Annotated in this window: 15 protein-coding genes; 1 reads left to right on the top strand and 14 read right to left on the bottom strand. The window is 53.8% G+C overall.

From position 1 onward, the window contains the following. Nucleotides 1–4 precede the first annotated feature (4 nt). The 7 genes from hrcA to gpr all read right to left on the bottom strand — a co-directional run bounded on the left by hrcA (nucleotide 5) and on the right by gpr (nucleotide 8,186). Entirely contained in the window at nucleotides 5–1,030 is a 1,026-nt protein-coding gene (hrcA, locus tag AC0YOB_RS11945; RefSeq protein ID WP_475768195.1) for a heat-inducible transcriptional repressor HrcA, read from the bottom strand. A gap of 141 nt (nucleotides 1,031–1,171) precedes the next feature. After that, the gene (locus tag AC0YOB_RS11940; protein WP_475768196.1) at nucleotides 1,172–1,639 is read right to left on the bottom strand and encodes an N-acetyltransferase; all 468 of its coding nucleotides are present in this window, start codon (nucleotides 1,637–1,639) and stop codon (nucleotides 1,172–1,174) included. 226 nt (nucleotides 1,640–1,865) lie between these two features. Further along, nucleotides 1,866–3,053 carry a radical SAM family heme chaperone HemW gene (hemW, locus tag AC0YOB_RS11935; protein ID WP_475793028.1) on the bottom strand — a complete coding sequence of 396 codons (1,188 nt, stop codon included), beginning with the start codon at nucleotides 3,051–3,053 and terminating at the stop codon, nucleotides 1,866–1,868. Between the two features lie 198 nt (nucleotides 3,054–3,251). Then, nucleotides 3,252–5,066 (bottom strand): translation elongation factor 4, encoded by a 1,815-nt coding sequence (lepA, locus tag AC0YOB_RS11930; protein WP_475793027.1) that lies wholly within the window; start codon nucleotides 5,064–5,066, stop codon nucleotides 3,252–3,254. A gap of 67 nt (nucleotides 5,067–5,133) precedes the next feature. Further along, nucleotides 5,134–5,607, bottom strand: a complete 474-nt coding sequence (locus AC0YOB_RS11925; RefSeq protein WP_475793026.1) for a hypothetical protein — start codon at nucleotides 5,605–5,607, stop codon at nucleotides 5,134–5,136. Nucleotides 5,608–5,635: 28 nt separating this feature from the next. Further along, nucleotides 5,636–6,985: a stage II sporulation protein P gene (gene spoIIP / locus AC0YOB_RS11920; RefSeq protein ID WP_475793025.1), complete on the bottom strand. Its 1,350-nt coding sequence runs from the start codon at nucleotides 6,983–6,985 to the stop codon at nucleotides 5,636–5,638. Nucleotides 6,986–7,181: 196 nt separating this feature from the next. After that, nucleotides 7,182–8,186, bottom strand: coding sequence for a GPR endopeptidase (gpr, locus tag AC0YOB_RS11915; protein WP_475793024.1), 1,005 nt, complete (start codon nucleotides 8,184–8,186; stop codon nucleotides 7,182–7,184). Between the two features lie 191 nt (nucleotides 8,187–8,377). Between gpr and rpsT the strand changes: the two genes are divergently transcribed. Continuing rightward, complete coding sequence (gene rpsT, locus AC0YOB_RS11910) at nucleotides 8,378–8,650, top strand: 30S ribosomal protein S20 (RefSeq protein WP_210037735.1); 273 nt, start codon at nucleotides 8,378–8,380, stop codon at nucleotides 8,648–8,650. 138 nt (nucleotides 8,651–8,788) lie between these two features. Here rpsT and holA read toward each other — a convergent pair whose 3' ends face one another. The 7 genes from holA to AC0YOB_RS11875 all read right to left on the bottom strand — a co-directional run bounded on the left by holA (nucleotide 8,789) and on the right by AC0YOB_RS11875 (nucleotide 25,802). Next, on the bottom strand, nucleotides 8,789–9,811 hold the full coding sequence (holA, locus tag AC0YOB_RS11905) for a DNA polymerase III subunit delta (RefSeq protein WP_475793023.1): 1,023 nt from the start codon (nucleotides 9,809–9,811) through the stop codon (nucleotides 8,789–8,791). Nucleotides 9,812–10,039: 228 nt separating this feature from the next. Continuing rightward, nucleotides 10,040–11,194 carry an anti-sigma factor family protein gene (locus tag AC0YOB_RS11900; RefSeq protein ID WP_475793551.1) on the bottom strand — a complete coding sequence of 385 codons (1,155 nt, stop codon included), beginning with the start codon at nucleotides 11,192–11,194 and terminating at the stop codon, nucleotides 10,040–10,042. Nucleotides 11,195–11,208: 14 nt separating this feature from the next. Beyond that, nucleotides 11,209–11,757 carry an RNA polymerase sigma factor gene (locus AC0YOB_RS11895; RefSeq protein ID WP_210037738.1) on the bottom strand — a complete coding sequence of 183 codons (549 nt, stop codon included), beginning with the start codon at nucleotides 11,755–11,757 and terminating at the stop codon, nucleotides 11,209–11,211. Between the two features lie 309 nt (nucleotides 11,758–12,066). Continuing rightward, nucleotides 12,067–14,001, bottom strand: coding sequence for an AraC family transcriptional regulator (locus AC0YOB_RS11890; protein ID WP_475793022.1), 1,935 nt, complete (start codon nucleotides 13,999–14,001; stop codon nucleotides 12,067–12,069). A 312-nt stretch (nucleotides 14,002–14,313) separates the two neighbouring features. Beyond that, the gene (locus AC0YOB_RS11885; protein WP_475793021.1) at nucleotides 14,314–15,267 is read right to left on the bottom strand and encodes a D-2-hydroxyacid dehydrogenase; all 954 of its coding nucleotides are present in this window, start codon (nucleotides 15,265–15,267) and stop codon (nucleotides 14,314–14,316) included. Nucleotides 15,268–15,601: 334 nt separating this feature from the next. Beyond that, the gene (locus AC0YOB_RS11880) at nucleotides 15,602–16,312 is read right to left on the bottom strand and encodes a S1 family peptidase (protein WP_475786312.1); all 711 of its coding nucleotides are present in this window, start codon (nucleotides 16,310–16,312) and stop codon (nucleotides 15,602–15,604) included. 25 nt (nucleotides 16,313–16,337) lie between these two features. Then, on the bottom strand, nucleotides 16,338–25,802 hold the full coding sequence (locus AC0YOB_RS11875) for a chitobiase/beta-hexosaminidase C-terminal domain-containing protein (RefSeq protein WP_475793020.1): 9,465 nt from the start codon (nucleotides 25,800–25,802) through the stop codon (nucleotides 16,338–16,340). Nucleotides 25,803–25,805 lie beyond the last annotated feature (3 nt).

Below are 25,805 nucleotides of genomic sequence, written 5' to 3'. Positions count from 1 at the left end.
TGCTTTACTTATACCAGCGACCGAGAAGCACGGCCATGTCCTTGGACAAAATATCGATCAGACTGATCACTTTCCCGTAATCCATCCGGGTAGGACCAAGAATGCCGATCGTTCCAAGCGACTGGCCGTCAACGGAATAGTTCGCCGTGATCAAACTGCAGTTGTTAATCGCTTCATGTGCGTTTTCAGTACCGATCCTGACTTGAATGCCGCTTGGCAAAGCCGTGAACATGCGCATCAGGGTGGGAGTTTGCTCGAACAGATCGAGCAGCGTCTTTACTTTGTCAACATCCTTGAACTCCGGCTGCGTCAGCATGTTGGTCGTCCCGCTAAGAAAAACGCGGTTGTCTTCATCGTTCATCAGCGCTTCGTCTAGAATGCCCAGCAGCCGCTCACATCCATCCACATAACGGCCGAGCTCCTGCCCGACCTCCGAGTAAATCCTGGATTTCAGCCGCGAAATCGGCACACCGATAAGCTTATGGTTCAAAACATTAACCGCATGCTCCATTTCTTCCATACTCATATCAGCAGGAAGCGAAACCGTCCGGTTCTCGACATGTCCGGTATTCGTCACAACAATTGCAACTGCCGTATCCGAGCTGAGCGGAACGAGCTGAAAATGTTTGAGCGAATTCGTAAACGTCTCCGGTCCCAGAACAATAGACGTATAATTCGTCAGATTGGAAAGGATCATCGCAGCATGCTGGATGATTTCTTCCATTTGGTTCATTTTTTCCGCAAAAAACGAGCGCACTGTGCTTAAATCCTGTTCATTGACCTCGCCCAGCCTGACAAGATGGTCAACGTAATAACGATAGCCCTTGGTAGAAGGGATACGGCCAGCCGATGTATGGGGCTGCTCCAAAAATCCGAGCTCTTCCAGATCGGCCATCTCGTTGCGAATCGTAGCAGGACTGTAGCCGACATCGCCGCGTTTGGAAATACTGCGGGAGCCTACAGGTTCTGCAGAACGAATGTAATCATCAATTATTGCGCTAAGTATCATTCTTTGCCGCTCTGTAAGCATCGCAGCACCTCCTGTGGTTTTGCAGAGCAAAACGATGTTATTGCCATTGTTGAATGCAATTTCTCAACCTCGTTAGCACTCGTTATCGTTGAGTGCTAATCATTAATACAAAAATACCAAACCAACTTGCCTATTGTCAAGTCAGTTCAGCATTTTCAGGACTGCTATTTCATCGCAAGCATGCTGCTTGGCGCAATGTACACAGTCTTTCCATACTTTTTCGGGAAAAATTTCTTTGTCCACGATTTTGAAGCCGTTTTTCTGGAAGAAGGTGACTTCATACGTCAGCGCCATGACTTTGGTGATGTGCTGATTTCGGGCTTCTTCAATAAGGAAGTCTACAAGCTTGCTTCCAATACCGAGCCCCTTATAGCCTTCGGAGATGCCGAGCGAACGTATCTCAACGAGATCCGTTCCGAGCTTGCAGAGCGATCCGCAGCCCACCACTTCCCCGTCCACCTCTGCGACTATAAAAGTATCAATCTGACGCTGCAGCACCTCTTTCGAGCGCGGCAGCATGATCCCCTTTTGGGCATAACCCGCAATCAGATCAGCCAATGTGCCTGCGTCTTCCATTGTTGCCTTTCTGCATACCGCTTGTGCTTGCATCGCTTTTCGCCTCCACCCGGGTGTTCCATTAAATAGGATAATACGAATAAATATACACTACTACGCATAACTGTACAAGAAAAATTTATGGACATCTTCCCGCGGGGAAATTTCTATACAGCGTCTATAATAAAAGTGTCGTTAAACAGAAAAAAGACACCAGTGACGGTGCCTTCCTGCCGCCTTCAAAAAATCATTGATCGCTAACCCCGAGCAAATTGCAAGGTCAGTCGGCTACAGCCTCATCCTTTGTTCCTATAAATGCGGCAAAAACTTCATTGCCCAGCGGCAATCCTTTGCCGGAAAGCTTGTATCCCTGAGGGCTGCCGGCTGCTGCTCCGGTTATCTCCAGCAGTCCGTTCTCAAGCAGCGGCGCGAGCTCCGGTCCGAATTCTGCTGCAATGGTGCGGCCGGGGAATTGAGCCGCAAAATCAGATTCGCTCACACCCTCCAGCAAACGCAGCCCAACCATCATAAAATCTTCCATCGCCTCATACTCGCTGACACTGTTCGTTTCCAGACGCGGCAGTCTGACGGCCGCAGCATCGATATATGGCTGTACACCTTTGATATTCATATGCCGCTCGCCGCGGGCATAACCATGAGCGCCGGCCCCCAGTCCGTAATAGGGCTCGTTGCGCCAATAGATTGTATTATGCCTGCTCTCGAAGCCCGGCTTGGCAAAATTGCTGATCTCATAATGATGAAAGCCCGCACCCTTAAGCTTCTCGATAAGCAGCATATACATCGCCAGTTCATCATCCTCCGGAGGAAGCGGCAGCTCATTGCGTTCGTACATGGCATGAAACAGCGTATTCTCCTCCACCTTCAGTCCATACAGCGAATAATGCGGCAGCTCAAGCGCCAGCGCACGGTCCACGCTCTCGGAGAGCAGCTGCACCGTCTGCCCCGGCAGACCGAACATCAGGTCGATGGACAGGTTGTCAAAGCCGGCAGCTCGCGCATTCCCGATGCTGCGGTATACATCCTCCACATTATGAATCCGTCCGATCCGCTCCAGCAAGCCATTGTCGAAGGACTGCACACCAAAGCTGATGCGGTTGACGCCGCCCGCCCGCATAGCAGCCAGCTTGTCGGGATCGGTTGTCCCTGGATTGGCTTCCATGGTGAACTCAATATCGCCATGCAGCGGAAAATGACGTTTCACGGAGGACAGAAAACGTTCCATCTGAACCGGATTCAGCACGGTCGGCGTTCCGCCGCCCACAAAAACTGTACGGATTGCCTGCGGCGGCAGCGCCGCGGCAGTCAGCTCCATCTCGTGTTCGAGCGCAGTCAGATAATCATCGACGGGCTGTCCTTTAAGCACGTAGGAGTTGAAATCGCAGTAAAAGCATTTGTTTGTGCAGAAAGGGATATGAATATAAAGCGCGTTCGGCGCTACGTTCAACATTTAGATTACCTCCATTTAAAACCCAGCCTTGCGTAAGCAGCCTTGTACCTTAATACAGTCGTGATTTAAGAAAGAAAGTCCATAACCTTCCACCTGCTTCCCAGGCAGTCAAAATAATCGCTCTATAAATCGAAAAGGGAGCGCTTGGCTCCCTCTCATCTGCTCATTGGGGCTCCGATGACGGAACCGCAAGACGGATTAATCGTCGATCTTGAGGACAGCCATAAAGGCTTCCTGAGGCACTTCCACGCTGCCGACCTGCTTCATCCGCTTCTTGCCTTCCTTCTGCTTCTCCAGCAGCTTGCGCTTCCGGCTGATGTCGCCGCCGTAGCACTTGGCCAGAACGTTCTTGCGCATGGCCTTGACGGTCTCACGGGCAATGACCTTTGTACCGATGGATGCCTGAATCGGCACCTCGAACATTTGACGCGGAATAAGCTCTTTCAGTTTCTCGCATATTACGCGTCCGCGGTTATAGGCGCGGTCGCGGTGTACGATGACAGACAATGCGTCGACCTGCTCATTGTTAAGCATGATCTCCATTTTGACCAGTTTGGATTGACGGTAGCCCGACAATTCATAATCAAAGGATGCGTAGCCCTTCGTGCTCGATTTGAGCTGGTCGAAGAAATCATAAACGATTTCCGACAGCGGCACGTTATAGCTGATGGTCACGCGGTTGGTGTCCAAATATTCCATATTGATGAACTCGCCGCGTTTGTTCTGGCAAAGCTCCATGATAGCGCCGACATAATCGTTGGGCACAATAATGGCCGCCTTGACATAAGGCTCTTCCACGAAATCGATTTTGCCGATCTCAGGCAAATTGGACGGGTTGTCGATCTCGATCACCGATCCGTCGGTCAGTGTTACATGGTACACAACGCTCGGAGCCGTCGTAATCAACGGAATATTGAATTCCCGCTCGATCCGCTCCTGAATAATCTCCATGTGCAGCAAGCCCAGGAAGCCGCAGCGGAAGCCGAAGCCAAGCGCTGTTGACGACTCCGCCTCATACCGCAGGGAAGCATCATTAAGCTCCAGCTTCTCCAGCGCATCCCGCAAATCATTGTAATCCTGTGTTTCGATCGGGTACAATCCGCAGAATACCATGGGATTGATCCGGCGGTAGCCCGGAAGCGGCTCGAGCGCCGGCTTCTTCGCATCGGTAACCGTGTCGCCGACCCGGGTGTCCTTCACATTCTTGATACCGGCGACAATGAATCCGACATCGCCTACAGCAAGCTCCGATACGATCGCCATGCGCGGCATGAATGCGCCCACTTCAATAACTTCAAACTCGGCGCCGGTAGCCATGAAGCGGATTTTGTTGCCTGCCTTGATGCTGCCGTCAACGACACGGACATAGACGATTACGCCTTTGTAGGCATCATAGTGGGAATCGAATATCAACGCTTTGAGCGGATTATCCGGTTCGCCGTTTGGCGAAGGCATCTTCTTGACCACCTGCTCCAGTATTTCCTTGATTCCGATTCCTGCCTTGGCCGAGGCCAATACCGCATCGCTCGTATCAAGGCCGATTACATCCTCTATCTCCTGCTTAACCCGTTCCGGCTCGGCGCTGGGCAAATCAATCTTGTTGATAACGGGTACGATCTCGAGGTTGTTGTCAAGCGCCAGATACACGTTTGCCAGCGTCTGCGCTTCGATGCCCTGTGCTGCATCGACCACGAGCAGCGCGCCCTCGCATGCAGCCAGACTGCGGGATACCTCGTATGTAAAATCGACGTGTCCCGGCGTATCGATCAAATTCAAGATGTATTCTTCGCCGTCATCTGCCTTGTAGCCCAGACGGACAGCCTGCAATTTAATGGTAATCCCGCGTTCCCGCTCCAAATCCATCTGGTCAAGCACCTGGGCCTGCATCTCCCTGGAGGTCAAAGCGCCGGTATATTCCAATATCCGGTCCGCCAAGGTCGATTTGCCATGATCGATATGAGCAATGATTGAAAAATTTCGAATCTTCTTTTGTCGGTCACGTACGTCCGCCATGCCTAACCCCCACAAAATGCCTAATTGCTAATCATTCTTATTATTATATCAGTTCGGGGGTGTGTCATCAATCAGTAACGGATTCAAAAAACGAAACGATCAATCGAATCCCCTTGCTTGAGACGGATTGCAGCATCCCGGCTGTTCCGTCAGCCAGCTTATTCACACCCGAATCGCTCGTCAGATCGGGAACGCCTGGCAGCCGCTCGTTCTCATAAGCTGCCTGCAGCCGTCGCTGCGCCTCAAGCTGGCGCTGCTCCTCAAGCTTCGCCCAGTCCGTCTCTCTGCCGTGCTGGGCGTCAATAATACGCCGTGGGCCGCCTGACGCGGCAGATCCTCCATCCACAGAGTCAGCAGGGCCAGCTGGGTTGGAATATCCTTCATCTTCCGCTGCCGGATCCGGATAAACCGGCAGCGCTTCCTCCGTCGTCAGCGGCCCGTTGATGCGCTCGATTCCGCTTGACGCGATATCAATGCCGAACATCACAACCAGAGCCACGACACCGCCAACCACGACCATTTTCAGAGAATGACTGCGCATATCGACTCCCCCTTATATTTTCATATCCTTACAGTCCTGCACCCAGGTTCGTGTTGACCTTCTCCGCATTCCAATATATTTCGGTGATCACCTTAGCTAGCGCATCGATCGTCCGGTAAGATTCCTCCAGCGTGTTGTCGACACCGCCAACTTCGATCAATACACTGTCAGGGGAAACCGACTGGTTATACTCCCCGTTTCCGCTTGCCGTCGTTTTGCCCCAGATCCCCCTTGATATTCCAGGATACCGGCTTTCCAAGGCTTCGTGAATTTCGCCTGCGAACGCTTCGTTCTTCCGCCAGTCGGGATTCGCGTGGCCGATGATAAAAAATACCTGGGCGTAGGATTTTCCGCCGATGGTTGTCGTGGTTTCTTTGCGGTGCTGGGAGTCCCTGTGGATGTCAAAGAAAAATTTCAAATCCTTATTGACGGCCAACGCCTCAGTCACCGTTTTTTTTGAATATTTATAGGATAGGGCCCAATTGTAATTTTTAATCGCTGTCACGTAATCTTCTGATGAATGAAGAGCGCCTATACCATTCGCCTGAAGCTTATCCGCAAGACGCTTGCCAAGCAGCGTGATGTTGGTCGTAGAGGATTCCGCAGTCTTGGTGCTTTTCACCTCGGGAAACCAGGATTCGCGGCTGTGCGAATGATAGATAAAAACGACATTCCGTCCTCCCGTTGTAGGCTGCGCGCTGTTGTCCCCGCTGACCTGGCCATCTTCCCCGCTTCCGCTCTGTCCAGACGTTCCACCGCTGTCCGGCGCTGCCTGCCCGTTCCCCGCGGTCTCGCTGCCGCTGTCTGAATCAACCGTCCCGCCGCTTCCCGGGTCGGGGTCCGCAGTCAAGTCTTCATCCGGCCCCGGATCAGGGCGGCCCGATTCATCCACCCGATGCCCGTCATCCACGGCTGACTGCCCTCCCTCCGGCAGCGGCTCATGGTCCTCCGGCTCCACCGCTGTATCCGCGCTTGATCCGCCTCTAAGCAGGACAGCATCATCGCCGTTCATGCCGGGATATTCAGAGGCAAGCAGGCTTTTCGGATCGGAAGGATTAACATCGGTCAGCAGACGCACCAGGAAGGAGCTCATCTGCCTGCCTGATATTGTGGAAGTATTCTCCCCTTGATCGCTGCCTGGCATTTCCATTGCAAGCATATCCGCAAAAGTTCCGCTGGAAACAGCTGCAGCGAACCCTTTCATGGAAGAAACCGGTGACTTGGCCGTCTTCGCCTGCACAATTGCGCCAATTCCGATAACAATCACGAGAATCATCGATCCAATAGACAATATGGCGAATGTTCGGCCGGCAACAAGCAGATTGCGAAGCCGCATGCTGCCTCTTCCCAGATTCCACGTTACAATAACTCGTCTCATAGGTTTAGTTCCTCCCAAGTAAGATCTTCGTCAACAGCCCACTATCACCATATGAGAGGAAAACATTTCATAGAACCGGAATTTGGTAGAGTGAGACAAGAATGATTCAGAGGTTGCTAGTTTGATAGGGTGAAAAGAAAGATTGGACAACGCAAAAAGTCCCTGCAGTCAGACAGCAGGGATTATGTCCGGTAAGTCAGTGCGTATAGGCGGCGACATTGCTTTTATCCACCGCTTCATGAAGAGCGGCATTCAGCCCGCTGGCAACAATATTGGCAATATCCTCAATAAACTGGTCAATCTCCTTGGGAGTCACGAGCAGATCGAAGCCAAGCGGTCCAAGCGCCTCACGCACAAGCTGGAGACGTTCGTTCTCAGGCATCTGATTGATCAAGCCGAAGATCTTGTCCGTATTTCCATTCTGCGCCTTGATATGATTGCGCATGAGCTCGATGGTATTGTTGACGATGGTAGATGCATACACAACAGTCGGCACTCCTATCGCTATTACGGGTACGCCCAAAATTTCCTTGGTCAGCCCGCGGCGCTTGTTGCCGATCCCGGAGCCGGGATGGACGCCGGTATCAGCGATCTGAATGGTCGTGTTCACGCGGTCAAGCGCTTTGGATGCCAGCGCATCGATCGCAATGATAAGATCCGGCTTGGAGCGGTCGATGATACCCTGTACGATATCGCTCGATTCAATGCCCGTTACGCCCAGCACCCCAGGCGCCACTGCGCTGACGCAGCGGTAGCCGGGAGCCACCTGTTCGGGCATTAGCTCATAATAATGGCGGGTTACAAGGGAATTCTCCACTACGAGGGGACCAAGTGCATCCGGCGTTACGTTCCAGTTGCCCAGTCCTACGATGAGCACATTGGCAGACTTGCCAATGCCGATACGGTCGAGAAATCCCGCGAATTCCTGAGCAAACTTGGTGGCGACGCGATCCTGCAGCACAGTGTCCTGCTTGCGCAGATCCGGGACTTCGAAGGTGACGTAATGACCCATCATTTTGCCAAGCGCCGCCGAGCCTTCCTCGGTGGTAATTTCCAGTCTTGTGATCGTTATTCCGTCATCCTCCGTGGTATCGGTCAGAACTCCCGGAACAGGTCCGTTTCCGCCCGCTTCCGCATGTTCCTTAGCCTCCAAAGCCAAGTCAATGGTCGTATTAAACTGCTGCAGATCTAGATCTCCCATCGTATCTGTGCGCTCCCTCCAGAATCGTTTTCCTTAGTTTGCGGTTGAAGGGTGCGAATTATGCGGATAAGAAGGGAATTGCTGTTGCTTTGCTCCATCCGGACAGTATTGCTTTTTGGGCATGTGCGTGGTAAAATATTTCAAGTTGTGTTGTTAACAAGGGGTTTCTTTTTTTACAGGAGGTGAATGCAATGCCAAACATTAAATCAGCTGTGAAACGCGTTAAAACAAGCGAGAGACGTCGCGCTTTGAACGCTTCGCAAAAATCCGCGCTCCGCACGGCCGTTAAAGCTGCTGATCTAGCTGTTGTCGCTACTGATGTGGATGCTGCCAAAGCAGCTCTTCAACTAGCTACAAAAAAGCTCGACAAAGCGGTTACTAAAGGTCTGATTCATAAAAATGCGGCTTCCCGCAAAAAGTCTCGCCTGGCGAAAAAGCTTAACGCTCTTTCAGCTCAAGCCTAATACACAATAAAAGAAACTAACCTTGCCGGCAAGGTTAGTTTCTTTTTGTATCTGGATAGATACCTGCAGCTCCCAAAAAGCAAAAGCCCTGCTCACCGCATAATTGCGCCGGCAGGGATTTTTTCGCGGGCAGTTTCCTTATGCGGTCAGCGACAGCAGGAATAGTTCGAGACCCAGCGTTTTTTCGATCTTTCCCGTTTTCATCTTATAATCCAGCTCTGCCAGTCGATCCAGATGACCGCCAAGCGACTTGACCGAGAAAATCCTGGCCTTCTCTGCGGCAAGCTTGACCGCGTAAGGGTGGAGTCCCAGCTGTCCGGCCATCTGCTGGGGAGAATACTGATGCTGGGCAAGCTCCTTGATCTGCAGCATAATGCGAAGCTGGCGGGCAATGAGCGCCGCAATCTTGATCGGCTCCTCCTTGCGGAGCAGCAGCTCGCCGTAGAGCTTGAGCGCTTTATCCACCTTCAGCGTGGCCATGGCGTCGATGAGGGCAAATACATCCTCCTCCACCGTAGAAGCGATCAGCGTCTCCACCTCGATTACATCGATGGTTCCTCCTGGTCCCGCATGAAGACAAAGCTTGTCCACTTCATGGGCCAGCTGCTGCATATTCGTTCCGGTTCGGGCAAGGAGCAGCTCCGCCGCTTCCTTCTTCAGAATCCGGCCTTGCTCTTCCGCCCGCTTGATCGTCCACTGCTGCAGCTCGTTCTCCTGCAGCTCCTGAAAAGGAATAAGCGCATTTTGTTCCTTCAGCAGCTTTACGACCTTGCGCCGCTCATCCAGCTTCTCAGCCATCACCTGGAATACCACTACGCTGCTTTCGCAGGGCTGCTGCAAATAAGCGAGCAGCCGCTCGGTCTTATGCTCAATCTTGCCTTCCTTGCCCTGCGCCGCTGCCAGAACGGACTGATCCCGGATAATGACAAGCTTGCGGGAAGCAAAGAACGGCAGCGTATCCGCTTCAGCGACGGCTTCTTCAATTGAAGTTTCTGAGGTATCAAATTTGACAATGCCAAGCTCACGCTCATCTCGCGGCAGCAGCAGCTCCGTCAGCGCCCCGATAAACTGCCCCATCCGGTATCTGTCCTTCCCATAGATTACGTAAACCGGAGAAAATTGACCGGATTTCCACTGCTTCATCGCCTCTTTGACATCCATTTTTGTTCACTCCCTATGTATAACTGGAAGAAGCAACAGCAACAAAGGGATGAAGTCATCTGCGACTTCACCCCTTTGTCCCTAAACATCTATATAAACATCCGCAGGTCGGTCGGCCCATGGTACCGTCTGTGGATGGTCATACGACGTTAAGGTTCCGCACTGTGACGGTTGTCGTATCCTGCATTATACGCTAACAACACACCATGTGTGCAGATTTGGCAGCAATTAATTGGTCTTGAGCTTCTCGGACGACGCTGCCAGATCGACGACATACTCCTGCTTCTCGCCGTCGGCGGCAGTCGACTCATATGTGAGTGTCTTGCTGTCCGAAGACCATTTCAGGTTGGCGATGCCATCCCTTTTTGCGCCTTGAAAAATCATGTCATTATCAGCTGTGTTAAAAATTTTCAGTACTTTATCGACCACAGCCGCGTTGTAAAGTTTGTCAGGCGAGAGGGCTTGCGGATCCTGTGAAGAGAGAATCTGATTACTTAGCGTATCCTCGCCTTCCGGGGCCGGCATGTCTGCCGTCGGAGCCGGCATGTCTGCCGTCGGAGCCGACGGGTCTGCCGTCGGAGCCGGCGGGTCTGCGGGCGCATCCGCCGCACCCCCGGCATTTCCGCTGCCCGATTTACTATACAGTGACTGTCCCTGGCTATTACCGGGATCATCGGATGACGCGGCTCCGTCCTCGCCTTCCGCCGGCGAACCTGATCCTGCGATATCCTTGGATGCCGGGTCCTCCTGGGTTTGCATATTATTTGCGATCGGGGACGATTCAGCAGAACCCCCGCCTGCTTGACTACTTGCGGCATTGTCTTTCGCATCGGCATTGTTGCCGGATACACGCACTTCATCATCTGCCTTGGGCATGTTGCTCTCTTGAGTGTTCTCATCCACAGTCATTTTGCGGCTCGCCGTATCGGCTGATGAAGTATCCGCGGTCATCGTACCGGAGTTCGCCGAATCGTTCTGGCTGTTCGTGCCCTCAAAAGGATTCGTGATGAAGATCAGGCCGACCACGATTCCTGCGGCGATAACGCCTCCCATAATACGTGTCGAAAACCGGCTTTTGCGTCTTTCCTGCGACCGGCCGCCCTGCACGCGTCTTGGTGCAGTCGCTTCTTGCTCCTCTTCCTGAGAAGGATCAGCCGCAGGCTCGGCGCTTTGAGCGGTCTGCAGCTCAAGCAGTCTGGGCATAATCGCATCAACCAGGCTGTAGCTCGGGGTTACCTTGGGAAGATTATCGAGTCCGGCGGATAGCAGCTTTAATTTCTCGAACACCGCTGTGCATTCGGGGCAATGCCGCGTATGAGTCATCAAGATTTCGGTTTCCCGATCATCAAGGTCCCCATCCAGCTCTCGTTGCATATATTCCATCACCTCTTGACAATTCATCCTCGGACACCACCTTTCTGATAATCATGGAGGTACGTTTGCAGCTGCTGTCTTGCCCGGAATAAATAGGATTTGACTGTATTTAGTGGCAGGTCTAAAGAATCGGCAATTTCATTGTAAGAAAAATCCTGTAAGTACCTTAAAACCACAACTGCCCGATGATGCTCCGGAAGCTTGTCTATAGCTCTGCGGATATCCTGCACCGCATAACTGGACAGCACTTCCTCTTCAACGGAATGCGAATCGGAAAACACCATTTCGTGTTCCTCGATCGACACAGTTGGTTTGTTGCGTCTGAACTTGTCGATACAAATATTTGTTACAATCCGCTGCACCCATGTTTTGAACTGCGCCTTCTCCTCGTAGGATCCAATTTTGGTATAAACGCGGATAAGCGCCTCCTGGGCCGCATCCATCGCATCCTGCTCGTTGTTTAATATATAGTAGGCTGTCCGGTAAACATGATTTTCAATCTCTCGCAATAGAGATATAAGAGCGTCGCCATCACCGGCTTGGGCCGCTTTAATTAGGCCGGGCTCTACCACGGAGGATCCCCCTCTCTTGCAACCTTTAGACGTAAAGGAAGTTGATAATGTTGCATTATTCAATCATTAAATCTTTAAACAAATTTTAGAATTATTATCATAAGAATGATTTGCACTGATTTTAAGAATATCAGAAAAGCAAAGTGCCGTATAGCCTTGCGGGATGAGCCTAAATTAGGATAATTTGCAGGTGAAAGCACTCTCTTGGCCATAAATAAAAATAAGAGCTGCAAAACCATGCATCAACGCATGTATTGCGGCTCTTGCCTGCAAGATGAATCTTCGCTCCTTTTCTGTAAGTCAAATCAATCAGAGGCTTGTCAGCCATGCAGCCAATTCTTCCGTCTGGCTCAGAATCGCTATCGGGTCCCAGTAGCCGGAGCGATCGCTTGTCCATAGGAACACATGATTATTTTTGACTGCCGGAAGCAACCCCCAAACCGGGTCAGCCTTGAGATCATCCAATGTTTTCGAATCGGAGGTCAGAATAATATAGTCTCCCACATAATCCGGCAATACTTCGGCAGAGAAGGAGGCCCAGCCGGGATCGGCCATTTCGGCGGCAACGTTCGCGGGAGGCTTGAAGCCGAATCCGTTGTATATCGGCTGCCCGCCTTTGCCGTAGCCCGTTCCGACGGCCATAATATCTTTGTCGCCCAGTTCAAGAATCGAAAACGTGCTGTCCGCAGGTATAGCCTTCAACACCTTCTCCTTGGCGCTGGCAATGCGGGTGTCATAATCGGCGAGCCAGGCTTTCACTTGATCTTCTAGGCCCAGCAGCTCGCCGAAATAGGCAACCTCCTCGTGTACCGTTTTTAAGGAAGCGTACGGAATGACGACTGTCGGCGCAATTTTCGACATCTGCTCGTTCAGTTCAGGATAGAAGTCGTCCATTATAATCAAATCCGGATCAAGCGACAGTATTTTCTCTACATTTCCGTTACCGTCCCCTATATTCTCAACGTCCTGCAGGTATTCCTGAAAATAAGGATTTTTAATATGATGATCGGACGTTCCGGCAGGCGTAATGCCGAGCGCAATCAAACTGCCGAGATACTCGCCTGCAACAATTCGTTGGGGCTTAAGGGGTACTTCCACCTCGCCGTTAACCGTTTGAACGACTTTGGTCTGCGCCTTCTCCGAAGCGGCCGGCGTGTCGCTTGGGCTTGGCAGTGAAGCGTCTGTCTCCCCCGTACCATTATTCGTGCCGCATGCGCTCAGCATCAGAATGGAGCTTAGCAGGAGCGCCGCCGCGAGTGCAGGCTTGAAATCTTTGAACATGAATAAATCTCCCTTTCCGTCACTATGATACTGATAATCGTTATCAATAGAATCAGTATAGTTAAATGACTCGGAAGGGGCAATGGAGGATCCCATGGTCGTGCAAGGACAATCTTCTGGCTTCTTCTTTGCGGCATGCACTTCTCTATAGCGCATTGGGGAAATACCCCTGTACTTTTTGAACAATCTGCTCAAATAACCCGGGTCTTGATAGCCGACACCAACTGCAATCTCCTTCAGCGTCGCGTCCGTTTCAAGAAGCAGTGCCGCCGCCCTGTCGATACGCACCTTGATCAAGTAGTCAATCGGGCTCATACCGGTACGGATTTTGAAATAGGAGGACAGATGGGGAACGCTATAATTCAGGCTTTCCGATAACGACTCCAGTGTAATGGATTCCGCATAATGTGTATGGATGATGGCAGCGGCCTGGGCGGCCAAATCGCGCTTAGCCGAGCTTGGGCCTTGCGCCTGCATCTGGTGAAGCAGCCCATGCATAAACTGATAGAGTAAAGTCCGGGCTCGCAGACGCATAAGCGGCTGTTTTTTTTCCCAGTCTTTGAACATATCGCTCAAGATCCGGTACAGCGCTATCGGATTGTCCGGAGTTATGCTGTACGAACGTTCAAAAGGCTGGGTCCGCTCTAGTAACACGGCAAGCTCTGGCGGTACAGGGGGAAGAATGCTCGCTTTGTAATAAACGCTATAGTAATCCAGGTCCTCGCTGCCCGCGACAATGTCGAGCACAGCCCCTTTGCCTGCGTGAAGCACTGTAAAGCGCCGCAATTGATAAAATTCCCGCCCCAAATTCACGGCAGCATGGCCTCGAATCGACATAAGAAACAGGCTTGAGGGAACATAATAGGAGCGTATAGATTCGCCGGCCTTGATTGTAGTGCGACGTATATCTATGACTTTGCAAAACGCCTGATTCCATAGAGCAATAAGATCATTTATGTCCATTACGTGACCCAGCCTCCACTCTTGTCTTCAGGGGCACTTTCCGCGTCTAGCAAAAGGCTGCGGTCAGGGACTTCAGTATACTCCTGCCTCGCCCTGACACCGTCAGGCATTCCCCTGGGCCTCCTTCACCAGCACATCCGGGCACGCGACCCAATCCAGTGCAGGCAGAAAACAAATCGCCCTTTTGAAGAGACAGAAAGCTGCAAGTGGACCGCCTGTGGCCAAGCACTGGGACCATACAGGCGATTTATCTCCATTGAATTGCTTCAGACAACTGGGTTCATTGCGGGTAAAGCATAGCTCTGACACGAGTTAATATTCACTGCTTAAATCAACAACACTTGCAGCCGGCTGAATGCCCTGCACGTACTGCTTCAAATTTTCAATAAATATCGCAATGACGCGTTCCGTATAAAAATTGGTACTGCCTGCATGATGAGGGGTTACAATAACATTGTCCATCGTCCAGAAGGGATGATCGGCCGGCAGCGGCTCCTGCTCGAATACATCAAGGCCCGCTCCGGCAATTTTCTTGTTTCGCAGAGCGTCAAGCAATGCTTCGGTATCTGTCGTTTTGCCCCGGCCTATATTAATGTAGAAAGCCGTATTCTTCATCGCCGCGAACTGTTCTTTGCCCAGGACGTGTTCCGTTTCCCGCGTATGAGGCAGGCAGTTAACGATATAGTCGCTTTGCTCCAATACCTCAAGCAGCCCCTCGCTGCCGTACATCCGGTCGACCCACTGCTCCGGAAGGCCGGATCTGCGGACCCCCAGCACTTTCATGTCAAAAGCTTTGGCCAGCTTTGCCGTCTCAAGTCCAATGGCGCCTACGCCTAGAATTCCCATCGTACGCCCATGAGCCTCCCCCATCTCGCCCGTGTTCACCCAGCTGCTCCTGGTTTGATTTCGGATAGCTGTGTGGAGATGGCGGGTGAAGGACAGCAGCATGGCAAAAATCGTTTCCGATATCGGATTCGGGTGGACGCCGCTTGCGTTCGTTAAAGCAATACCGAGCTCCCTGAATTTTCCCAGCGGCAGACGTTCGACGCCAGCCCCCCAGTTCTGTACCCATTTCAAATGAGAAGGATCCGAAACGACAAGCTTTTCCACCAATGAATTCCAGCCCAAAACAATTTCAGCATCAGGCAGATGCTGTGCAGCGACTTCTCTGTCATGGCCTTCGATAAGCTCCCATCCCGGAGCGGCTTCCCTTATTTGATCGGCAAACCCCGGTTCAAGCGAATGAACGACAACGATCTTCCCCATGTATGCTCCACCTTTCTCTTCAAGCAAATAGAAACACTGACCGTGCGGGACTTCATAAAAAAAGAGACTCCTGAACCAGCTCCTTCTCGGTCTGATCCATAGCCCCTGCCTTTCTTCATTTCTACCGGAAGAAATAATAGTTAACCAAATCGTACCATTGCCTGCTGAGAGCTGTCAAATAATAGCGCGGAGGGCGAATTTGCGCAGGTGACCCGATTATTGATTCGCTAAATTCCTTTTTCTGTCAAATAAAAGAGCCGCACAGCCATGGGGCCGTGCGGCATCTACTGCTGTCTCTCCAGAAGCAAATCTATCGAAGCAAACCTATCCTATCTTACTTGACCGCTGCCGGTTTGGCCTGCGCCGGCAGAAGGCTGCGCAAGTCTGCAGTACCCACCACCAGATGAATAGCATCCATTGTCCGGAGCGACCCCGACAGAATTCCGGCCAACCGGCCATATTGATCGATCAAAGGTCCGCCGGACATTCCGCTGACGACCTGGGCGGAGGTCAGAATGACAGATCTCCCGTTGATCTTCGCAGCCGGAGAATTGACAATGCCTTCTGTAATAATCGGCGTCTGCTTCAGCGGGTAACCGATCGCATATACTTTTTCCCCCTGCATTACAGCCGGATTCCTGATCTCAAGTGCGGCGTAAGCCGCTTCCTTGCCGGCCGGGAGCGGCAATTTCAGAACCGCCGCATCCGTCAATTCGTCATAGCGAAGCACCTTGATGCCCGTCACTGTGCGTCCGTCGTTGAAAACCCCCTCCAGCTTGTCCGCATCGGCAACGACATGGTACGCCGTCGCTGCAGTTCCGTCCGGGGAAATGATAACGCCGGTGCCGGTATCCTTCAATATGCCATTCATGCTCAAGGCGCGGATATAGAATACCGCATCTTGAGCGTTTGCATAGATTTCCTGCGCATTATAGCTCACAGGTGTGTCCCCGTAAACATTCCGGTCGGGTAGAGTGTTCGTATACAAGCCGATGCCGGCCAATAACGAAAAAAATAAGAACAAGGCCAGCAGTTTCCGTTTCATCTCTTATCGCCCTTTCCCCTTTGTTCTACTCCTTGACGGCCGACATAATCGCTGAATAAGCCCAGTGTCTGGAAGGCACATCATCGTATTTAGGCCCTGCGGTCTGCTGCTTACCTCTTCCAATGATATTGTTGATCAGCACAACCGCCTGAGCTCTTGTGAGCTTGCTGTCAGGCTTGAAGGTTCCGTCCGGGAAGCCCTGGATATAACCGGCCTTGGCGAACGCTGCGATGTAATTTTTCGCCCAATGGCTGGCCGCGTCGGAAAACTTCGACTTCCCTCCCTGGTTGACATTCAGGTTCAGTACTCTCGTTAAAATAACAACAAATTCCGCTCTCGTCAGACCGTTTTTCCCGCGGAAGGTGTTATCCGGATATCCGGACAGAATGCCCGCCGATGTAAAGAATGCGACAAGATCTTCCTTGCTGCGGTCTACGTCGCTGAACACATTTGCAACCGCAACATCCTCCTTGTCCAGCAGCTGTGAGAGGATTTCGGTAATCTCATACCGGGTGAGCGCCGTGTCCGGCTTAAATTGGCGGCTATTGTAGCCCGAAATATATTTCACATCTTTTGCATCGCTTTTCAATTCGTATTTCGCATTCTCAACCACGCAGTTAATCGTGATTATCTTATCATCAGAATCGGTAATGAACTTGATCGTCATATTCTTCGTAATCAGAATATCACCCTTGTACAGCTTGCTGTCTTTCGTCGGGCTGCTTCCATCGGTCGTGTAATAAATCATTTGACCCTCCGGCACAGATAGCGTCAATTTGCTGTTTCTGGCCATAGTGACAGCCGTCTTACCGTCCATTTGCACCTTTTTAGAACCGATGCTGGCGGTAACTGCCGGCTGCGGAGCCGGTGGCGGGAAGAACACAAACCAGCCGCCGGACTCCTTCTTCGTCCAGGTTCCGGAGAAAACCTCGCTGTCTTCCTTATCCTCGGCAATCGTGACCGCTTTGATGGTCGTCGTGTCCGACAAGGCGATTGGCCCGGTGTATAAACGTGATCGTCCGTCAGGCTCACTGCCGTCCAGGGTGTAATAAATGGTTCCCCCCGGTTCATCTGTGCTCAGACTAACCGCTGCTTTGTCCGTGAATGTTCCGGACTCGGAATCCGCCGTCGGCGCTTGGGCCGAATCGGCAAATCGCGGCGCCGGAGCATTAAGCGTGAAGCCTCTGGCAGCTCCATTCAGGGTGACCGTTAAAACTGCGCTGCCTGATGTCTTCAAAGATCCCTCCAGAGAGCCTGAAACAGGCTGAAGCGAAACTTCTTTCGGATCGGCGCTCCAGGTCATTTCATCAGCTTGGGTGAGTCCAAAGCCGTTCCGGATGCTGTTGATCGTATCCTGCCCGTCAAGAATGACAGCCGCAGTGCTGAGTCTAGATGCATCGCTTGCATTGAATGCCGCAAGCTGAGGGAAGAAGCCCGGAACGCCTCTCCAGACTCCTGCGTTGAGCTTGGCCGGCAAGCTTCCCCCCGCAAGTTCCTCGGACGTCAAACCCGCACTTTCCGCCGCGCTTCCTGAAACCCGCTTCCCATCGGCGTCATAATAAGCCGTATTGGCCTTCAGCATCTGCTTGTTGAAGGCGGTGCCGGCAATGACAGCTGACGCTTCCTTCCGGCCGGCAATGCCGCCGAAATCGCTCTTGCCCGGCACAATCCTGCCGCCGGTAACAGCGGTAACTTCACCGACACTCAAGGAATCGCGAATGGCGCCTTCAGCCGCATATCCGGCAATACCGCCTGCCTGCGACCGGGTGGAGCCCTCCGCGCTGGCATGTCCCGAATAGTAGACATCATGGATCGTCCCGCGGTTCACGCCTGCAATGCCGCCAACCGCGGCTTGTTCGGCCTGAGCAGCGATATCCATATACGAGAATGATTCGCTGATTTCACCGTTAATCAGGTTGGTACCGGCAATTCCCCCGCGCGTTAAGACAGCTGCGGAATGCTCCTTCATGCTTCCGCTTGAATAAGCCTGGCTGATCGTTCCCTCATTGGAACCGGCGATTCCTCCTGCAAACTCTCCCGCAGCCGCAAGCGTCGCGTTCACAGCCGCGTCTTCAATCACGCCTGTGTTCCGGCCGGCAAGGCCTCCGGTATAATCGGCTCCGCTGACATTCATGGATGCCAGCTTGATCCCGGTCATATTGCCTGCATTTGTTCCGGCCGCGCCGCCGGTATATTCGGAACCGCTCACCGGCATGGATGCCAGCTCGATCCCGGTCATATTGCCTGCATTTGTTCCGGCCGCGCCGCCGGTATATTCGGAACCGCTCACCGACATGGACGCCAGCTTGATCCCGGTCATATTGCCTGCATTTGTACCGGCTATACCGCCGGTATAATCGGAACCGCTCACTGACATGGATGCCAGCTCGATCCCGGTCATATTGCCTGCATTTGTACCGGCTATACCGCCGGTGCGACCGGTGCCTTTGACCGCTCCTCCCGCTTTGATTCCGCTGATCGTCGCTCCCGCATGGTTGATCCCGGCCACAAGTCCGGTGTTTTCACCGCCTATGATACTCCCATCGACAAAGCTTATGTTCGCGATGGTTCCGTTGTTCTCGGCTGCGAAGCCGTAAGCGGACCGTCCTTTCGCCGTTCCCGTCAGGCCGGCAATTGATTTGCCCTGGCCGTCAAACTGCCCGGCAAATATGCCAAACGGCACCCAGACATGACCGTCCATAACAATGTCCGCTCCAAGCGATAGCTTGGTCATATCCGGCTTGACGGTCGCTGTCCGGTTAAACAGCCTGAAATAGGCAAGCGCGGTGTCATCGTTGTACAGTCTCACGGCGGCATTCAATTGCTCCGCGTTGAGAATCGTGAAATCAGCGGGCTGCGGCCCGCTCAGGAAAGAGGCTTCGAGGTCAAAATTCCAGTCGTCGTAACCGTACGAGCCGGCAAGGTCCTTATCCGCCTTATTTACCTCTGCCGTGCCCAGATTACGTCCAACCCCGTTCAGCGTGCTCAGATAATCAGAGGATGTCACCTTCCCGTTCCGGAAGTTGTAGCCAATGAATCCTCCGCTGAAGACGTTCGCTCCTGCCGCATCCACCGTAATGGCCGGGACGCGGGAAAAAGCATCCTCGATTATGCCGTCGTTGTAACCGGCAAAGCCGCCTGCATATGATCTTGCAGGGTGATTGACGCCTATCGTCGCTACCCGTTCCTGAACCGCGTAGGCTTGCCTGATGATCGCATTCCGCTCGACAACCCCGGCAAAGCCGCCGCTTTGCGTATCAAAGCCGGTATTGGCCACCTCGCCGTCCGCATAAGCGCCAGTGATGGTATAACGGTCTACAGAACCTGCAAAACCGCCGGCATAAGAACCGGTAATCCCCTGGACTTTTGTTTCTCCCTTGGCGTAAGCCCGGTCTACAGTCCCCGAGCCGGAGCCGTCTCCGCCAAGAAGGCCGGCAAAGCCGCCTGCATAAATGGTCGTGTCCGGATTATCGCAAAACGCTTCGACAGGAAGATCGGCATATGAATCCGTAATTGCGGTATCGTCGCCCATTCCGATCAATCCGCCAACATATGTCGACGGCACCATTCCCGGTTTGGTGACGGCGCTGCCGATAGTGATTTTCTCTCCTGCCTTTGACACAGCGCGCGCATAATGAATCTCGCCGCCTGCAGCCTGACCGACCGCTCCGCCAACCTCATAGACGTTGCTGGAATCCGCACCGATCTTGCTGCTGGCTGCGGCATTGACGATGATGCCGTCGCTGAAGCCCGCGATACCGCCAACGACAGCCTTTTTGCCGCGGGTGACATCAAGAGAGGCCCTTGACTGAGAATAATAAATGGAGGCTGTCTCATTCCTGCCGACGATGCCGCCCACGAACAAATCCGCTTGCTGATCCGTTCCATTCGCCGCAATACTGATTCCGGATACGGAAGTATTGTAAAGCCCCGGATAAAAAGGCGCAGCCTTGCCGAAATCAAGACTCCTGTCGGGATCGCTCGCCGCTAAAATTCCGGCAGCGCCGCCGATCGCCGATCCGCCCGTTTGCGCGGCTGCTTCTATTGCCATCTGCGCATCCGCATGGTCCAGCAGCGAATCGTCAGACCGCCCGACAATTCCGCCAGCCGTAACCCCGTCTCCGGCAGCGCGGATCGTGCCGCTTGCCTCAGTCTGCCGCGCCGCGGCGTTGGCAAGCCTGCCCGCAATCCCCCCCACAGTAACCTGGGCGTTTCCGCCGTCAGCGGCAAGCGTCAGACCGCTGACTTGGACATGATCCAGATCATAGGTCTGGCTGCCCTTGCCGTTCTTGACTCCAACAATACCGCCTACGGTGCCGCTGCCCTTCAACTGCGGGCCGTCCTGCATGCCGCTCAGCGTTATATTCGAGATTGGACTATCGGCATCCGACTGGCCGATCAAGCCGCCGAGCACGGATCCCGCGCCCAGCGCTACCAGACTGCCATTCTTCAAGGCAAGCGACAATTTGTCGGCTTTACCGGATATATGCTGTCCGATCATTCCGCCAAGCGTGTCCCCTGCGCCTGTCGACCAGATGCGGAAGTTCGCGGACATATCCCATTCCATGCCGGTTACATCCCCTGCTTGTTTCCCGATCATTCCGCCGATGACCGCATTCTCTGCACCGCTGCCCACACTGCCGTCAACAAGCGTAAAGCTGACCGTCTCCGGTGTGACCGCAGCGGAATTATCGCCAATCAATCCTCCGGCGACCGAATTCGCTCCAACGGCTTCGATCCGGCTGCCGCCTTCCATGCGAAGCGAGAGTCGTGCCAGCGTTCCCGTGTTTTTGCCAAGAATGCCGCCAACCGTGCCGCCGCTGATTTCGGTGCCGTTCAACAGCCTGATCTCCACATCGGAGACCCCGCCCATATTCAGACCCGCGAGCGCTCCTGTAAATTGCTCACCGGACACGGATAATGGCTCAAGGATGACCTTCCGCACCTTGCCTTGTTCTCCGATGACGCCGAACAAACCGGCATATTGATCATCGGTCGGCACGCTGAGCCCGTCGATCAATTGGCTGTCCCCGTCAAAGGTTCCATTGAAAGGATGGTCTTCATCAATGCCGATCGGCACCCATTGATTCGACTGGATATGAATCGGGTTCAGCATCTTGATTGTGCGGTCTTCGAATGAAAACGGTGCGACACCTGGAATCGTGCCGTTCACAACCGCTGCCAGTCCCGCCAGCTCCGCCTCGGTCCTGAGCTCAAAGCTGATCGCTCCCGTATCACGCAAATACCAGTTGATATTGGCATTAACATCGTTCCCGCCGCCTCCTCCGGTATTGGCTGTACGGACCAATTCCGGATACTGGTACGCGGCATTCATCGAGCCATATCTCCACGTGCTGTCAAAATCCCATCCGGACAATGCGGGGAAGTAATCCCTGTTTTGAAGCGTGGTTGACAGGATAGTGCTGAGCCGTGCATAAACATTCAGCCAGATATAGTTGCCTTCGGCAAAATCCGGCAAATCCCCGTTGATGTCGTTGTCGACATCCTTCACATAATACGTCCTGTAAAGCAGTTCCTTGCTGGCATTGTCATAGCGCCCTGCAAAACCTCCCGCAAGCGCGCCGCCGCCTGCCGTGACCCGGCTTGCCGAATAAGCGGTCTCGACGGTGCCGTCCGTCAATCTCCCCACTAACCCCCCGGCGTAAGAATGATCGGCATTCGCCGCAACCTCCCCTGCTGTATAGGAGTTGCTGATGCTCCCGGCCGCATGCGCCCCAACGAGCCCCCCGACAATCGTATAGCTGCCGTTGGCCGTTACTTTGGATACCGAATAGGATTTATCCACCGTTCCGCTGTTCCGGCCGATCAGGCCGCCCAAATAAACGGAATGGCCATTCGTTCCGTATGCATCTCCTGTTACATCGATATCGACATAGGAGGCGATAACGCCGCCCCGGTTCTCGCCGGATAATCCGCCGGCGAGGGCATCTTTTCCTTTTAGCGTAAGATTGGCGTTGGAATAGGTGTAGTAAAGGGTTCCGCTCTCCGCATTCACCCCGGCTATCCCGCCCAAAATGCCGGATTCCCCAATGGAGGAAACCGAAATTTTATCGGAAATGCTTGCGTTGGCGATCAGGCTGCGATTCTCTCCAACCATGCCGCCGGTCACCGAATCCGGCGCATTGACCCATATTGTGCCGACCATGCGGCTGTTCTGGATGGTGCTGACCGCGTGAACGGGATCGTTCTCCGGATCTGTGCCCCGCTTGTCATTGACGCCGACGATTCCGCCGACTATGGCGGAGACCCCGGTATCATTCACCTTGATGCTGAGCGCCGCCGTATTATTGTCTGCAAGGACAGCCTCATCGGCAGCGAGGTTATAACCGGCCATGCCGCCGACTGTTGTGCCTGGACTGCTCACAATGAGATTGACGGAGCCGGAAAAAACCTGATCCAGCCTGGTCTTGTCATTGGTTCCGACAAGGCCGCCAAGTACGGAGGAAGCTGCCGAGGTCGTGCCGGTAATAACCAGATTGTCCGCATTCGTCAGTTCCCCGTCTCCAATGATGGCGCCGTTCTCGCTGCGGCCGGCAATTCCTCCTGCCTGCGCGTTGGTGCCTGCGGCGGTTATCATCACGTAATCAGGCAGCTCGCCGTTCACCTGGAAATCGCTGATTTCGGTATTTTGCGCCGATCCGACAATCCCGCCAATGATGGCATTGACGCCGGTTGCCTTAATCAGCCCTTCCTCGCCTGCCAGAACCCGAACATGGTGGATGCCGGCCAAATCCGTCTGGCCGCCCGGCGTCTGTGAATGGCCGGCGATTCCACCGGCTTCGACCTGGTCTCCGCCCGACTCAATCTGAAGGGCATTCACCTGAACATTGGTGATGGTGCCCGTATTGCGGCCGGCAATTCCTCCGAGCTCATTGTCTGATCCCGATGCGACAATTGTGATATGGTCCGCCAAGCCCTTAGGCGTATCCGCGGCATTTTCTCCAAAAAGTCCGCCGATCTCAAGCGCGTCTCCTGCTGCCGATACCGTCAGGTTCCGCACCGTTAACGCATCGCTATTGCCCGCCTGGTCACCCAGCCCGACGATGTTCTGAAGGCCGGCAATTCCCCCAGCCTTGACTCCGGATGCCGGAACATCGATGTGCAGATTCTCCGCATCCAGATAGACATCGGCTGATTGATTCCTGCCTATGGCGCCGCCCACGAAGCTGCCGGATGCATTCACCTGAATGTCAACCTGCTTAACGGCAACCGGCGTCACGTCCGTACCGATATGCGCATCGGAAGTCAGATTGCCCGCGACCGCCCCCAGATAATAGCCGCTTCTTCCGGCTTCGCTGAGCAAGCCAATTCGGGTGATGCCGCTGTCCGTAACGGCAAGCGAACCTGTATTATGGCCGACTACCCCGCCGGCGGTCATCCGGTCAATGCCGTTTGCAGCAGCGAGCCTGACGCTGTCGCTGCCTGGCGCGGCTTCGTCGCCAACCGATGCTCCGGTAATCGCGCCTCCGGCGGCACCCGCTATTCCGCCAATGAAGCCGTCATGGGTTGTCACCGTCCCACTGAAATACTTGACCGCTGCGGTATCGACGGTACCTTCCATATGGCCGGCTACCGCTCCAATAACGCCATCAGCCGTAATAGCGGCATAGCTGCCTGCCGTATTGCCGGAAACCGCATTATTTATCGCGCCGCCGTTCATGTAGCCGGCAATTCCCCCCGTATACGTACCGGCTCCGCCGCCAGTTGATACGATCGTGCCGCTGAAGGAATCCTGACTCAGAGCTCCGATGCGGCCCCCATCGGCGAAGTAACCCACAATCCCTCCTGTACTGACGGGATTCGTCTGGTCGGAAGCTGCCGCTGTGACGGTAATCCTCCCGGCAAACGCTGCATTATAGACTGTTTTATCGACTCCATCCTGCACGATCCCGATGAATCCGCCCGTGTACAGCGCGGTATTACCGGCAACGGCAATATTGCCGTTGCTGCTCACATTATCACTGTTTTCGGTGATTCCCCCGCCCTGGGCTCTGGCATAAGCGCGGTTGGACGAAATGCCTCCCGTGTACACGCCCGTCCCTCCGGTTACGGTAATTGCCCCGTTGTTCGCATAAGCATTCTCAGCCGGATTGTTGAACAGAAGCCGGCTTCCGGCATAACCGGTCAGACCGCCTGTATATGCGTTGTCCGGTCCAATCGGCTGCGCTCCTCCGGATACCGAGATGGCCCCGGCGTTTACGGCAGTTCCCGACAAGCTCAGCTCGCCCGTCACAGAGCCGAACAGCCCGCCGCTGTATACCTGACTCATTCCGGAGGCAGTGACGCCCGCACTGTTTACAAGATTTTCGCCCCAGGCCAAAGCGCCTTCAATGTAACCGGCCACTCCGCCCGTGTACACGTTGGAGCCTCCGTTATTCGTCACGGCTCCCGTATTGTTGAAGGCAAACGCATGGGTGCGTCCAACCAGCAAACTATCCAGCGAACCGGCCAGCCCGCCCGCGAAAGAGCCGCTTGCCGATGGAGCTGAAATACTCACCGCCCCGCTGTTTGCTGTGTCCTCCGAGAAGCTTGCTGTCCAGCTTGCTCTGCCCACGATGCCTCCGGCATAATTGCGCTGCCCGCCGCTGGACGACACAGCGCCCGCATTCAGAATTGCCGTATTGTCGTCGCCCATGTTGACAGATACGGGCGCATATCCGACAATCCCACCGGCGTACGCCTCATTGCCGGAGGAAGACGCGTTAACCGTGCCGTAATTCCAGACTTTCTTGAGCTTCAGGCCGGTCCCGTAAACTTGCCCTGCAACTCCTCCGGCATATACATCCCCGCCGGACACGGTGACTGCGGCGTTATTTTCCACGTTGGAGACCACGCCTTCACTCTGGCCCACGATGCCTCCGGCATAAGTCACGCCGGTTACCGTAGCGACCGATATCTGCATATCGGTTGCAATATTGATATCGTATAATGTGCTGTTGTTCATCATTTTGCCGACTGCCGTGCCGGCATAGACGGCTTGTGTAACGGAAGTCAGATTGATGCCGCCGCCCGTGAACGTTAATCCGCCTACCGTCGCGGCATCCATGTTTCCGACGAAGCCCGCATACTCGGCATTGTCCACCGTCATGCCGCTGATCGTCTTGACAACCCCGCCAGCTGCAATAAGCGTTCCTCTGAAAGGATGCTCCGCTGTGCCGATTGGCACCCACGTATAAGCGGATACATTCAGATCGCCCGCGATCTCCAGCACCCTGCCGCTAAAACCGTCAATGGAGTAACCGTCGTCGCTCAATCCGCCATTGACCAGCTTCGCAATACCGGCAAGCTTTGCCGGCGTATCAATCGTAAAGGTCGCATAGTCCGGATCATACCAGCCGGTGTCGGCATAATCCGTCCAGTACTCCGCCCCTGCCTGCGCCGTGAAAGCCTTCCATCCGGCCAATCCGGCCAGCACCAATAACAACGCCAATCCAATTGCAAACTTTCTTGTTCCCGGCTTTACAGCCATTTA

The sequence above is a fragment of the Paenibacillus sp. JT31N17 genome, from assembly GCF_056269255.1.
This window is presented reverse-complemented; position numbering and strand designations above follow the sequence as displayed.